14 protein-coding genes are annotated in these 13,197 nt (G+C 69.9%); 5 read left to right on the top strand and 9 right to left on the bottom strand.

What is annotated here, in order from left to right; translation table 11 throughout:
- Positions 1–30: 30 nt before the first annotated feature.
- Both ACH4LD_RS24380 and ACH4LD_RS24375 read right to left on the bottom strand, forming a co-directional pair.
- Positions 31–585, bottom strand: a complete 555-nt coding sequence (locus ACH4LD_RS24380) for an NADH-quinone oxidoreductase subunit B family protein (protein WP_007383964.1) — start codon at positions 583–585, stop codon at positions 31–33.
- A 15-nt stretch (positions 586–600) separates the two neighbouring features.
- A complete protein-coding gene (locus tag ACH4LD_RS24375; RefSeq protein WP_003992243.1) occupies positions 601–960 on the bottom strand; it encodes an NADH-quinone oxidoreductase subunit A in 360 nt (119 codons plus the stop codon).
- A gap of 742 nt (positions 961–1,702) precedes the next feature.
- On the opposite strand from ACH4LD_RS24375, the gene ACH4LD_RS24370 reads away from it, so the two are divergent.
- Both ACH4LD_RS24370 and def read left to right on the top strand, forming a co-directional pair.
- Positions 1,703–2,533 carry a C40 family peptidase gene (locus tag ACH4LD_RS24370; protein ID WP_398056553.1) on the top strand — a complete coding sequence of 277 codons (831 nt, stop codon included), beginning with the start codon at positions 1,703–1,705 and terminating at the stop codon, positions 2,531–2,533.
- A gap of 277 nt (positions 2,534–2,810) precedes the next feature.
- Positions 2,811–3,434, top strand: coding sequence for a peptide deformylase (def, locus tag ACH4LD_RS24365; protein ID WP_398056554.1), 624 nt, complete (start codon positions 2,811–2,813; stop codon positions 3,432–3,434).
- On the opposite strand, the gene ACH4LD_RS24360 is transcribed toward def, so the two are convergent.
- Entirely contained in the window at positions 3,435–4,718 is a 1,284-nt protein-coding gene (locus ACH4LD_RS24360; RefSeq protein WP_030640999.1) for a geranylgeranyl reductase family protein, read from the bottom strand.
- A 99-nt stretch (positions 4,719–4,817) separates the two neighbouring features.
- On the opposite strand from ACH4LD_RS24360, the gene ACH4LD_RS24355 reads away from it, so the two are divergent.
- Together ACH4LD_RS24355 and ACH4LD_RS24350 are read left to right on the top strand one after the other, a co-directional pair.
- Positions 4,818–5,336, top strand: coding sequence for a GNAT family N-acetyltransferase (locus tag ACH4LD_RS24355; RefSeq protein WP_398056555.1), 519 nt, complete (start codon positions 4,818–4,820; stop codon positions 5,334–5,336).
- Between the two features lie 109 nt (positions 5,337–5,445).
- A complete protein-coding gene (locus tag ACH4LD_RS24350; RefSeq protein ID WP_398056556.1) occupies positions 5,446–5,763 on the top strand; it encodes a PASTA domain-containing protein in 318 nt (105 codons plus the stop codon).
- Between the two features lie 84 nt (positions 5,764–5,847).
- Here ACH4LD_RS24350 and ACH4LD_RS24345 read toward each other — a convergent pair whose 3' ends face one another.
- From ACH4LD_RS24345 to ACH4LD_RS24330, 4 genes are read right to left on the bottom strand one after another with little or no spacing between them, the layout of a single operon-like run.
- Positions 5,848–6,540: a demethylmenaquinone methyltransferase gene (locus ACH4LD_RS24345; protein ID WP_398056557.1), complete on the bottom strand. Its 693-nt coding sequence runs from the start codon at positions 6,538–6,540 to the stop codon at positions 5,848–5,850.
- Positions 6,537–7,655 (bottom strand): acyltransferase, encoded by a 1,119-nt coding sequence (locus ACH4LD_RS24340; protein ID WP_398056558.1) that lies wholly within the window; start codon positions 7,653–7,655, stop codon positions 6,537–6,539. The genes ACH4LD_RS24345 and ACH4LD_RS24340 overlap by 4 nt, the downstream gene beginning before the upstream one ends.
- Position 7,656: 1 nt before the next feature.
- On the bottom strand, positions 7,657–9,894 hold the full coding sequence (locus ACH4LD_RS24335) for a bifunctional polysaccharide deacetylase/glycosyltransferase family 2 protein (protein WP_398056559.1): 2,238 nt from the start codon (positions 9,892–9,894) through the stop codon (positions 7,657–7,659).
- Between the two features lie 19 nt (positions 9,895–9,913).
- Complete coding sequence (locus ACH4LD_RS24330) at positions 9,914–10,222, bottom strand: hypothetical protein (protein ID WP_398056560.1); 309 nt, start codon at positions 10,220–10,222, stop codon at positions 9,914–9,916.
- A gap of 239 nt (positions 10,223–10,461) precedes the next feature.
- Here ACH4LD_RS24330 and ACH4LD_RS24325 point away from each other — a divergent pair, with 239 nt between their 5' ends.
- A complete protein-coding gene (locus ACH4LD_RS24325) occupies positions 10,462–11,469 on the top strand; it encodes a chitinase (protein WP_398056561.1) in 1,008 nt (335 codons plus the stop codon).
- Positions 11,470–11,500: 31 nt separating this feature from the next.
- On the opposite strand, the gene ACH4LD_RS24320 is transcribed toward ACH4LD_RS24325, so the two are convergent.
- Positions 11,501–11,950: an imidazolonepropionase-like domain-containing protein gene (locus ACH4LD_RS24320; protein WP_398056562.1), complete on the bottom strand. Its 450-nt coding sequence runs from the start codon at positions 11,948–11,950 to the stop codon at positions 11,501–11,503.
- Positions 11,951–11,957: 7 nt separating this feature from the next.
- On the bottom strand, positions 11,958–13,157 hold the full coding sequence (mqnC, locus tag ACH4LD_RS24315) for a cyclic dehypoxanthinyl futalosine synthase (protein WP_014674270.1): 1,200 nt from the start codon (positions 13,155–13,157) through the stop codon (positions 11,958–11,960).
- Between the last annotated feature and the right edge of the window lie 40 nt (positions 13,158–13,197).

The following is a 13,197-nucleotide window of genomic DNA, read 5'->3' as shown; positions in this document are numbered from 1 at the left end:
CGTGGTTCCCCTGCGTGCCGTTCGCGTCGCTCACCGCAACAGCCCCTTCATCTCGATCGTGGGCAGGGCCTTGAGCGCCGCCTCCTCCGCCTCGCGGGCCGCCTCCTCGGCGTTCACGCCGAGCTTGGAGGACTGGATCTTCTGGTGGAGCTTGAGGATCGCGTCCATCAGCATCTCGGGGCGGGGCGGGCAGCCGGGGAGGTAGATGTCGACCGGGACGATGTGGTCGACGCCCTGGACGATCGCGTAGTTGTTGAACATGCCGCCGGAGGAGGCGCAGACGCCCATGGAGATCACCCACTTGGGGTTGGGCATCTGGTCGTAGACCTGCCTCAGGACGGGCGCCATCTTCTGGCTGACCCGGCCCGCGACGATCATCAGGTCCGCCTGGCGCGGTGAGCCGCGGAAGACCTCCATGCCGAAGCGGGCCAGGTCGTAGCGGCCGGCGCCGGTGGTCATCATCTCGATGGCGCAGCAGGCGAGGCCGAAGGTGGCCGGGAAGACGGACGCCTTGCGCACCCAGCCCGCGGCCTGCTCGACGGTGGTCAGCAGGAAGCCGCTCGGCAGCTTTTCTTCGAGTCCCATGTCGTTAAAGGCCCCTCAGTCCCATTCCAGGCCGCCGCGCCGCCATACGTACGCGTACGCGACGAAGACGGTGAGCACGAAGAGCAGCATCTCCACGAGCCCGAAGATCCCCAGGGCGTCGAAGGTGACGGCCCAGGGGTAGAGGAAGACGATCTCGATGTCGAAGACGATGAAGAGCATCGCCGTCAGGTAGTACTTGATGGGGAAGCGCCCGCCGCCGGCCGGCGTGGGGGTCGGCTCGATGCCGCACTCGTAGGCTTCGAGCTTCGCGCGGTTGTACCGCTTCGGACCGATCAGCGTGGCCATGACCACGGAGAAGATCGCAAAGCCTGCCCCGAGGGCTCCCAGTACGAGGATGGGCGCATACGCGTTCACCGCTCCTCGCTCCTCTCAGTCGGCGCTGACTGCTGGCGGTTGCACTGGGCTCACACCGGCCTCACCGGTCCCACGAACCCCGCTCGCCCCGGCGAAGATCGCGAACATGTGAAGCAGGTCACAAGCCCAACTGCCTCGCATCTTATGCCCGCCGCTCTGTGATCTGCGACACGGGGTATTGCACAAGCTTTGTGATCTCCACCACCTGACGAAGGATCATGAAGTCGGATGATGAGTGATCTTCATACGCGAAGCGTTCAGTTGATCACCAGAAGTGACAATCTTGCATGTCATCGCAGGCCGGAGGGTGCGTCTCCATATCAAGAGACTTCCGATGCATGCAAATTGGCGATGGACGCGGAGGGCTGATAGTGGGGCGCGTTCACACCTCGGAGGGAGGCCGGGGCGGGATGTGGACGCGATGGGGGCGCGTGCATGCGTTCACGAGCCGAGCAGGCGTCGGACGCCGCTATTCCGGTAATCGTTCCGTGACGTCCGCCACATTCATGAGAGACGTCTGAGAACCGGGCTTGGCCAACGAAGCCAACCAGTGGTAAGCCGGGGGCAATTCGGACTTAATGATCAAAGACCGTGATCAAGGGCTTGATCACGGGCGTCCACAATGTCCGTTACGGCGTCAATAAAGAGCGACACGCCCGGCTTTCCAGGTCTCGATTGAACAACTGTGGCGCAGCACACGTTTCTTGAAGATATGAAGGAGCCCCTGGTACCGGTTGTTCCCATGTCCCACACCGCTCACATACGCAGCCACCGGAAGCCCCGCCGCAGCGCGTCGACCCTCGCGATGCGGGCCGGAGTTGCCGGTGGCGTCCTCGGCACCCTGGCAGTCGCCGGGGCGTCCGGCTCGGCGAACGCTGCCGAGCCGGTGACGCAGACCCTCGAACTGCCCACCCTGACGGCCGACCTGGCCGCTCAGGCGGCCCAGTCCGCGGACGCCACCGAACAGGCCGCCGCGAACTACCAGCTCCAGGCCGAGCGTGACGCGGCTGCCGCGAAGGCCGCGAAGCAGGCCAAGGCGGACCTCGCCGACGCCAAGAAGAAGGCGGCGGAGGCAAAGAAGAAGGCCCAGGAGGCCGCCCGCAAGGAGGCCGCCGCCCGCGCCTCCCGCACCGCGGAGCGGACCACGCTCTCCACCACGGTGGACGCCGGCTCCACCTCCACGTCCACCAGCACCAGCACCAGCACGTCGACGGCCACCGGTTCGGCCGCGGCCGTCATCAGCTTCGTCAAGGCGCAGGTCGGCAAGGCGTACGTCTCCGGCGCCACCGGCCCCTCCGCCTACGACTGCTCCGGCCTGGTGCAGACGGCCTTCAAGCAGGTCGGCATCAGCCTGCCGCGCGTCTCCCAGGACCAGTCGACGGCCGGCACCCAGGTCTCGCTGAGCAACCTCCAGCCGGGCGACATCCTGTACTGGGGCGGCGCGGGCAGCGCGTACCACGTCGCGGTGTACGTCGGCGACGGCATGTTCGTGGGCGCGCAGAACCCCTCCACCGGGGTCGTGGAGCGCCCGCTGTCGTACGACCCGCCCACGGGCGCCGTGCGGGTGCTCTGAGCGCACTCCGCACCTCTCACACGCGTAGGGCCGCAGCCGCTCGGGGCAGCGGCCCTCGCGGCGTCCCCAGACCCGGACCGCCGTGCGCCGTGCTTGGAACGCCGTGTGCCCTTGGAGCCGCCGTGCGCCGTCACGGACACGCCGTACGTCACCCCTGACACGCCTCGCCTGTCCCTGACACGCCTCGCCTCGCCCCTGACATCCCTCGCCTCGCTCCTGGCATGCTCTGCCCGGGCCGCCGTCCGGTGGTCCGTCGCCGAGCGAAGGAGTCCACGCGATGCCACGCGTGTTCGTACAGGGAAGTCCCGCCGACCACTACCCGCGGTACGCCCCCGAGGCCGGGCGGGGCGCGGTGCGCCGTGTCACCGAGGTCGGCGAGGAGGTGCTGCACAAGCCGTGCCGGGACGTCACGGAGTTCGGGCCCGACCTCGCCGCGCTCATCGACGACATGTTCCGCACCATGTACGTGGCCGAGGGCGCCGGACTGGCGGCGAATCAGGTCGGGGTGGATCTGCGGCTGTTCGTGTACGACTGCCTCGATGACGACGCAGTCCGACATGTCGGACACATCGTCAATCCGGTGCTCGAAACGCCCACGGCCGGGCGACGGCTGCTGGACGAGGGCGAGGGGTGCCTGTCGGTACCGGGTGCCGTGATGGCCGTACCGCGGCCGGACCGGGCCGTCGTACGCGGGCAGGACAGGGACGGCAACGCCGTCGTCGTCGAGGGCACCGGGTACTTCGCGCGGTGCCTGGCGCACGAGACCGACCACACCAACGGGTACGTCTATCTGGACCGGCTCTCGAAACGGGACAAGAAGGACGCGCTGCGGCAGATGGCGGACCGGCGGGACGCGGTGCACGCGCGCCGGGCCGCCAACGCCGCGGCTTTCAGCGCCTAGTCACGCCTTCGGGGCCACCTTGCTCAGGCCGTTGATGATGCGGTCCATCGCGTCGCCGCCCGTGGGGTCGGTGAGGTTCGCCAGCAGCTTCAGGGTGAACTTCATCAGCAGCGGGTGGGTCAGACCGCGCTGGGTGGCGATCTGCATGACCTTCGGGTTGCCGATGAGCTTCACGAAGGCGCGGCCGAGCGTGTAGTAGCCGCCGTAGGTGTCCTTGAGGACGCGCGGGTAGCGCTGGAGGGCGATCTCGCGCTGGGCGGGCGTCGCGCGCGCGTGGGCCTGCACGATGACGTCGGCGGCGATCTGGCCGGACTCCATGGCGTAGGCGATGCCCTCGCCGTTGAAGGGGTTCACCAGGCCGCCGGCGTCACCGACGAGCAGCAGCCCGCGTGTGTAGTGCGGCTGACGGTTGAAGGCCATGGGCAGGGCGGCGCCGCGGATCGGGCCGGTCATGTTCTCCGGGGTGTAGCCCCAGTCCTCCGGCATGGAGGCGCACCACGCCTTGAGGATCTCGCGCCAGTCCAGCTCCTTGAAGGAGGCGGAGGTGTTCAGCACGCCGAGGCCCACGTTCGACGTGCCGTCGCCCATGCCGAAGATCCAGCCGTAGCCGGGCAGCAGGCGGTCCTGGGGTCCGCGGCGGTCCCACAGTTCCAGCCAGGACTCCAGGTAGTCGTCGTCGTGGCGGGGGCTGTGGAAGTACGTGCGGACGGCGACGCCCATCGGGCGGTCCTCGCGACGGTGCAGGCCCATCGCCAGGGAGAGGCGGGTGGAGTTGCCGTCGGCGGCGACGACGAGCGGCGCGTGGAAGGTGACCTCGCGCTTCTCCTCGCCGAGCTTGGCGGTGACGCCGGTGATGCGGCCGGTGCGGTCGTCCACGACCGGGCCGCTGACGTTGCAGCGCTCGTACAGCCGGGCGCCGGCCTTCTGGGCGTTGCGGGCGAGCTGCTCGTCGAAGTCGTCGCGCTTGCGGACCAGCCCGTAGTTCGGGTAGGCGGCGAGGTCCGGCCAGTCGAGCTGGAGGCGGGAGCCGCCGCCGATGATGCGCAGGCCCTTGTTGCGCAGCCAGCCGGCCTCCTCGGAGATGTCGATGCCCATGGCGACGAGCTGCTTGACCGCGCGCGGGGTGAGGCCGTCGCCGCACACCTTCTCGCGCGGGAACTCGGTCTTCTCCAGGAGCAGGACGTCGAGACCGGCCTTGGCGAGGTGGTACGCGGTCGTGGAGCCGGCTGGCCCCGCGCCCACGACGATCACATCGGCGGTGTGGTCGGAGAGGGGCTCGGTCACGGCGGGATCTCCCCAAGGTTTCGAAATCTGCGTGCCGACCGGCACTGGACATGGGCAGTCTATTCAGCGGACTTGCTCGCCTGGCTGAAGGGCTGCCCTGTGAACCGACCTCTCCCCGCGGTACGGCTGCGCGTTCCCACGCACGAGGACGCGGTCGCCTGGCACCGGGTCTTCGCCGACCCGGAGGTGATGGAGTTCCACGGCGGCAGGCCGGCGGAGCTGTCGGTGTACGAGGAACTCACCGCGCGCCAGCGGCGGCACGACGCGGAGCACGGCTTCTGCCTGTGGACCCTGCTGGACGAGTCCGGCGAGGTCATCGGCTTCACCGGCGCGCAGCCGTGGCCGCGGGACTGGGGGCCGGTCGGCGAGATCGAGATCGGCTGGCGGCTCGGGCGGGCGCACTGGGGCAAGGGGTACGCGACCGCGGCGGCGCGGGAGGCGCTCGGACGTGTCCGGGGGGCCGGGGTGCCGGGAGTGGTGGCGATGGTCCTTCAGGGCAACGAGCGGTCGATCGCGGTGACCCGGCGGCTCGGCATGGAGCGGGCGGAGACCTACCCGCACCCCACGCTGAACGCGCCGGCCCTGTGTTTCCGGCTCCGCTTCCCTCACGCGGAGTAGTCGTCTGCTACAGAAAGACACCGGCGCCTTCCGGGTGGGCCGGGTGAGAGTTACCCTGCCAGTACCGCTGGGGGTGACATCTGTGCGTATAACACCCAAAACACCCGAAGTGCGCGTCCCGCGTCTGGTCGGTCTGATGGCCGTGGACGCGCGCGAAACGGCCAGGGCGCGGGGCCTGTTCCTCAACGCGCCGGACCGCCCGGAGTTCCACCGCACCGTCGTCGACTACGTCGTGCGCCAGTATCCGCAGCCCGGTGCCGAGGTGCCGCCGGACTCGATGGTGTACGTCTGGTTCGACTTCGGTGAGGGCGAGGGCGGCGGAGGCGTGCGTGAGCCGCGCGTTCCGCGACCCCCGGCGGGCGGACTGCAACGGGAGCTGGAGCAGCCCGGCGACCCGTACGCGGTGGCCGGATTCGGCTCTTCCTGAAGCTCTCCGAAGCCCCGGCCCACCCGGGGCCCGCCACTCCTCCGAGCCCCGGCCCACCCGGAGCCCGCCGCTCCTCGCAGCCCGCTACTCCTTGAAGCCCCGGTGCAGCGAGACCACCCCGCCGGTGAGGTTGCGCCACGCCACCTTGGACCAGCCCGCATTGCGCAGCCGTTCGGCGAGTGCGGGCTGGTCGGGCCAGGCCCGGATGGACTCGGCGAGGTAGACGTACGCGTCGGGGTTGGAGGACACCGCGCGCGCGACCGACGGCAGCGCCCGCATCAGGTACTCGGTGTAGACGGTGCGGAACGGCGCCCACGTCGGGTGGGAGAACTCGCAGATCACCACGCGTCCGCCGGGCCGGGTGACCCGGTGCATCTCGCGCAGCGCCGCGTCCGTGTCCTGCACGTTGCGCAGCCCGAAGGAGATCGTCACCGCGTCGAAGGTGTCGTCCTTGAAGGGCAGCCTCGTCGCGTCGCCCGCCGTGAACGGCAGCCAGGTGTGCTTCTTCTTGCCGACCTGGAGCATGCCGAGGGAGAAGTCGCAGGGGACGACGTACGCGCCGGTCCGCGCGAACGGCAGCGAGGAGGTTGCCGTTCCGGCGGCGAGGTCCAGGACCTTCTGCGCGGGGCGCGCGTCGACCGCCTTCGCCACCTCCTTGCGCCAGCGCCGGTCCTGGCCGAGCGACAGCACGTCGTTCGTCAGGTCGTACCGTTCCGCCACGTCGTCGAACATCGAGGCGACTTCGTGCGGCTGCTTGTTCAGGGAAGCGCGGGTCACCCGCCCATTCTTGCAGCCCGCCCTCCGGGCAGGAGCGTCGGCTTCTTGCGTGCCGCCACGTCCTCCACCCACCCGCAGGCCAGCACGAAGAAGGCGATCAGCACCCAGCCGACGCCGAACAGGAACCACTGGCTGTCCAGCGGGAGGTACGTCTCGAAGGCCGGCACGTTCCAGAGCCGGTCGATCAGCGGGACGGCCAGCACCAGCGCGATCTGGTGCCACAGGTAGATCGTCACCGCGCGGGCGTTGAACACGGTGACCGTGCGGTCCAGGCGCCGGAACCGGGTCAGGCGGGCGAAGTCGATCCGGAAGCGCGCCTTCGCCCACATCAGCGGCAGCACGAAGCCGGCCGACCAGAACGCCTGGGCGAGGGGGTTCTCGTCCAGGTCGTACGTTCCGAAGTCCGCCTGGTGCGTGAAGGCGTACCAGGCGCCGTAACCGAGGGCCGCGAGCGACAGGACGGCCACCGGGGCCGGCTTCGCCCGCTGGAGCACGCCGTCGCGGTGGGCGAAGCCGAGCAGCCAGCAGCAGAGGTACGTCGACAGGTCCCACAGGGCGCTGCCCAGCCGGCCGTCCGGGCCGGACCAGACGAAGTTCAGCACCAGGACCGGCGCGAGGGACAGCACCAGGACCGGGACCGGGGCGAGCCGGAAGACCCGCAGCAGCAGCGGGGAGAGCAGCACGAACCAGAGGTAGGTGCGCAGGTACCAGAGGATCTCCCAGGCCTGCTCGCCCCACGCGTCGCCCGGCGGGTCGCCGAGCGGGACGACCCAGTAGACGATCTCCCGGCCCGGCATCCAGCCGTGGACAAGCATCGCGAGCACCACGAAGAACCCCCAGAACCAGAACGGGGGCAGGAGCCGTCTGAGCCTGCTCCTGACGACCTTCGGGGCCGGGCGTTCCAGGGACTTGGCCATCAGGGTCCCGGCCAGGGCGAACATGACGCCCATGGAGGGGAACACCAGGCCGCACCAGGCCCACCCGAAGGTGTGGTACGTCACCACCCGGACCAGCGCCAGGGCCCTGAGCGTGTCGAAGTAGCGGTCGCGTCCGGCGGGCCCGGGCCGGGACGGCCGTACGGCGGGACCGGCCGCCGTCCTGCTGTGCGCCCCCATCTCAGCCCGCCCCCGCCGGTGTCCCGACCTCGCCCGTCCGCCTCAGCTTCTGCCAGCGCAGGCGGCCGCCCGTGAGCGCGGTGACGCAGGAGTGGATGAGGACGAGGTACATCATCTGGCGGTAGGCCAGTTGTTGCAGGGGCATCATCAGCAGGTAGCGGTACTTCTCCCGGTCCAGGCGGAAGGCGTAGGCCGCGCAGAGGAGCTGGACACCGAGGACCGCCAGCCAGGCCAGCAGGGCCGCCCGGAGGTCGACGAAGACCATGGAGTAGACGGTGAAGACGTCGATGAGCGGGGCGAACAGCGGGGTCACGACCTGGAAGATCACCACCAGGGGCATGCCGACGCGGCCGAAGCGGCCCGACGGTCCCCGGTCCGTCAGGGACTTGCGGTGCTTCCACAGGGCCTGCATGGTGCCGTACGACCAGCGGTAGCGCTGGGACCAGAGCTGCCCCAGGGAGCCGGGCGCCTCCGTCCAGGCCCGGGCGTGCTCCTGGTAGACGACCCGCCAGCCCGCGCGGTGCATGGCGATGGTGATGTCGGTGTCCTCGGCGAGGGTGTCCTCGCTCATGCCGCCGACCGCCAGCACGGCGGCGCGGCGGAACGCGCCGATCGCCCCCGGGATGGTGGGCATGCAGCGCAGCAGGTCGTACATGCGCCGGTCGAGGTTGAAGCCCATCACGTACTCGATGTGCTGCCAGGCGCCGATCACCGTGGTGCGGTTGCCGACCTTGGCGTTGCCGGCGACCGCGCCGACGGACGGGTCGGCGAACGGCTGCACCAACTGGCGCACGGTGTCCGGTTCGAAGACCGTGTCGCCGTCCATCATGACGACGATGTCGTACGACGCGTTGCGCACGCCGTTGTTCAGGGCGGCCGGCTTGCCGGCGTTCTCCTGGCGGATCACCCGCACGTTCGTCATGCCGAGCGACTCGGCCGCGTCGCGCGCGATGCGCGAGGTGCCGTCGGTCGAGCCGTCGTCCACCACGATGATCTCGATCGGGTGGGTGCTGCGCGCCAGCGACCGAAGCGTGTGGGCGATGCACTCCTTCTCGTTGAACGCCGGGACGATCACGCTCACCGGCCCGGTGACCGGAGGGCCCCAGGTGAACCGGCGTCCGTTGCGCTGCCGGTGGTGACGGCGGGCGAGGACCAGCATCATCCCGAAACGGCCCAGCACGGCCACCCCGACGACCACCAGCCCGACCGACAGCGTGGGCACGGTCCACTCAGCGACGGCCACCGCCGCGACGAGGGCCTTGCCCTCGTAGAGGGTCAGACCGGTGGCCTTGTGGTGGGCGGCCTGGAGGCGGAGCCCGGTCGGCGTGCCGCCGCCCGCCGGCTGCCGGGTGGCCGCGCGCTGCCGCTCCATGACCCCGCTGATGGTGGTGAAGGTGTAGCCCTTCGCCTTCATCTTCTCGATGTACTTCGGCAGCGCGGCGATCGTCTGCGAGCGTTCGCCGCCCGCGTCGTGGAAGAGCACCGAGGCCCCCTGCGTGCCCTTCGGGGTGGCCCAGTTCACGATGTCGGAGACGCCCGGCCGCTTCCAGTCGTCGCTGTCGGTGTCGACGAAGACGCTGGTGTAGCCGTCCTCGCCGAGCCGCTTGTAGACGGGCCAGCTGTAGTTGTCGATGGCGTCCGTCTCGGAGGAGTACGGCGCCCGGAACAGGGTCGTGGTGATACCTGCCGCACCGGCGAGGGCGAGCTGCGTCTGCTCCATCTCGCGGTCGACGCGGGACGCGGACTGGTACGACAGGTCGACGTGCGTGAACGTGTGGATGCCGACCTCGTTGCCCTGCTCGACCATCGTCCGCACGATGCCCGGGTAGCGCGACACCATGGAGCCGACCAGGAAGAACGTGCCGGGGACGTCGTACTTCCGCAGGATTTCCAGGACCTGGGGCGTCCAGGTCGGGTTCGGGCCGTCGTCGAAGGTGAGGGCGATGGTCTTGGCCGGGACGGAGACCGTGGTCGCCTGGCCGCCCCGGAAGGTGAGGATCGGGCCGCCGTCGAGGATCGCGTCCGGGACCTCGCTGGAGTCGGCCCCACTGCGCACGCGCTGGTCGCCGCCGACCTCGGCGCGCAGGTACCCGTCGAGCAGCATCGCGCAGGTCAGCGCGAGCAGGAGCAGGAGGGCGAGGATGACGCGGGGGCGTTGCAGCGCCGCGGCCCTGCCTGCCGCGCGTTCGATGCGGGTGGGCGCGCGCCTGCGGCCCCGGGAGGATGTCGGTGTGGTCATGACTTCCGCTGTGCTCCGGTCAGTTGGCGCCCGCGGACGCGGAGGCGGAGGCGGACGGGGGCGTGGACGTGGTGGGCGGAGCCGTCGGCCGGAGGGTGTCCGGCGGGTCCGCCTGGCGGCCGGTGCCGCCCTCCGGCCGTATCTGCCCGGGCGCCCGGGCGCCGTCGGCGTCGGTGCCGAAGGGCAGCAGGGATGACGGGTTCAGCGAGGTGCCCCAGCCCATGAAGGCGGCGGCGAGCACGCCCGCGTAGGCGAGGCAGACGGCGCCGAGGAACAGGCCGAGCCGGCGCAGCACCTTCGACCGGCGTCCGGTGGTGTCAACGAACACGGGTCCCTCGGTGGACCCGTTGCCATGTTTGCGGCGACGGCCGCGCCCGGCGGCGCGGGTTTCGCTGGCGGGTTCGGATTGCATTCCCCGGATATTAGAGAGCCTTTGTGTGGCCATTTCTCAGGAATTCTTGTGAGCCACCCGAGATCCTTGTGAGCCGCCCATGAAGGCGCCTCGAACCTGTCGGCGGGCTGAGAAATCGCACGGAATCCACACCTCGGTGTGAGAGATTCCCCCTCATGAGGAGTCCACTGAGGCCGATGGCCGGGGCCGGCTGCGCGGTCGCGCTCGCGGTGACGGGTTGTTCCGCGCAGGCCGCGAGCGCACCGCACACCGTCACCTCCAGCACCGCCGCCGCCCCCGCCACCAGCACCGTCTACGCCCCCTACGTCAGCGCCACCGAGGCCGCGGCGACCGACTCCGCCGGGTCCCCGGCGACGTACAACCTCGCCTTCGTGATCTCCGGCGGCAGTGGCTGCACACCGAAGTGGAACGGCACCGAGGCGATCGCCGACTCCGCCGTGAAGTCCCGGATATCCTCGCTGAAGAAAACCGGAGCGGACGTCCGTGTTTCGTTCGGCGGCGCATCCGGAAAGGAGTTGGCCGCCGTCTGTGACAGCGTTTCGGAACTCGCCTCCGCCTATGGCGAGGCGCTGGACGCGGCGGGTGCCGGTGAGGCCGACTTCGACATCGAGGGCGACGAACTGACGAACTCCGCCTCGGTCGCACTGCGTTCGCGGGCGATAGCGCGGTTGCAGAAGGAACGCCCGGACCTGAAGGTCTCCTTCACCCTTCCGGTGATGCCCTCGGGGCTCGACGCGGAGGGCCTCGCGCTGCTGGAGTCCGCGAACACGTACGACGTGCAGGTCTCCACCGTCAATCTCATGACCATGAACTACGGCGAGTCGTACGGCGGTGACATGGGGGACTACGCCGTGACCTCCGCGACCGCCGCGCACGCCCAGCTGAAGAAGGTGTTCGGGCTGTCGGACGCGAACGCCTGGCGGGGCATGGCGCTCACCTCGATGATCGGCGTCAACGACGTGGCCGGGGAGACGTTCACGCTGTCCGACGCGGCGCAGGTGCGGACGTTCGCGGAGCGCAAGGGGGTCGCCTGGGTGTCGATGTGGTCGGCGTTCCGGGACCGGCAGTGCGAGGACGGGAAGACCGGGCAGGACGACGCGGCCACGGACTGCAGCGGGGTGAGCCAGAGTTCAGGGGCGTTCGCGGAGGCGTTCACCGGGTGATCGCCCCTGTCCGACGCCCTGACCGGCGCCGCTAGCGCCGTCTGTGGACAAGGCGCCCGGCGCACACCGTCGCGATGCACGCCCCCGCCCCGTCGAAGACGGCCAGGTCGGCCCGGCCGGTCTGCCGGATCGCCGGCGTTCCGGCCGTACTCGGGAACACCACGACATCGTTGCGCTCGGCCGCCGCCCGGAGTTCCGGTGAGTCGACGTACCGCTCCAGGATCGCCACCGCTCCCAGCTTCAGTACGGCGTGGATGCGTTCGCGCGGGCTGGGAGCGGCCGGAACGGGGCCGTCGTGGATGCGGGCGGGGCCGAGGGAGCCCGGCCAGTGGCGTACCCGGGACTGCGGAAACCGCTCGCGCAGCTCGTCGTACGGACCCACAGCGCCGATCCGGTCCCTGCCGACCACCACGGCGCCGTTCTCGATCGGCTCGGAGTCCCAGGTGACGAAGACCCGGTCCGCCGCGTGAATCGTCTCCACAACGGCGTCAGTTCGACGCGAGCAGCTTCAGCTCGGGGTGGGCCGTGCCGCCCTCGATGGCCGTGGAGGAGATGTGGGAGACCACGCGGTCGTCCACGGGGTCGTTCGCCGGGTCGTCGTGGACGACCAGGTGCTCGTACGTCGTCGCGCGCTGCGCCGGGACGCGGCCCGCCTTGCGGATCAGGTCGATGATCTCCAGGCGGTTGGAGCGGTGCTTGGCGCCGGCCGAGGAGACCACGTTCTCCTCCAGCATGATCGAGCCGAGGTCGTCCGCGCCGTAGTGCAGGGAGAGCTGGCCGACCTCCTTGCCGGTGGTGAGCCACGAGCCCTGGATGTGCTGGACGTTGTCCAGGAAGAGGCGGGCGATGGCGATCATCCGCAGGTACTCGAAGAGGGTCGCCTGGGTGCGGCCCTTCAGGTGGTTGTTCTCGGGCTGGTAGGTGTACGGGATGAACGCGCGGAAGCCGCCCGTGCGGTCCTGTACGTCCCGGATCATCCGCAGGTGCTCGATCCGCTCGGCGTTGGTCTCGCCGGTGCCCATCAGCATCGTGGAGGTGGACTCGACGCCCAGCCGGTGCGCGGTCTCCATGATCTCCAGCCAGCGCTCACCGCTCTCCTTCAGAGGCGCGATGGCCTTGCGGGGGCGCTCGGGGAGCAGTTCCGCGCCGGCACCGGCGAAGGAGTCCAGGCCGGCCTCGTGGATACGGGTGATGGCCTCTTCGACCGAGACCCCGCTGATCCGGGCCATGTGCTCGACCTCGGACGCGCCCAGGGAGTGGATGACGAGCTGCGGGAAGGCCTCCTTGATGGCCCGGAAGTGCTTCTCGTAGTACTCGACGCCGTAGTCCGGGTGGTGGCCGCCCTGGAACATGATCTGGGTGCCGCCGAGCTCGACGGTCTCGGCGCAGCGGCGCAGGATGTCGTCCAGGTCCCGCGTCCAGCCCTTCTCCTTGTCCTTGGGGGCCGCGTAGAAGGCGCAGAACTTGCACGCCGTGACGCACACGTTCGTGTAGTTGATGTTCCGCTCGATGATGTACGTGGCGATGTGCTCGATGCCCGCGTACTTGCGGCGGCGCACCGCGTCGGCGGCGGCGCCCAGGGCGTGCAGGGGGGCGTCGCGGTAGAGGACGAGCGCCTCTTCCGGGGTGATCCGCCCACCGGCGGCGGCACGGTCGAGGACAGACGTGAGGTCGGCCTTCTCGGTCACCAGAGTGCCCCTTTCGTGAAGGGTTGTGGACGGACTAAGT

The organism is Streptomyces sp. NPDC017676, assembly GCF_044329325.1.
Classification (GTDB): Bacteria; Actinomycetota; Actinomycetes; order Streptomycetales; family Streptomycetaceae; genus Streptomyces.
Note: the sequence above shows the minus strand (reverse complement) of the source record. Positions and strands in the feature narration are given on the sequence as shown.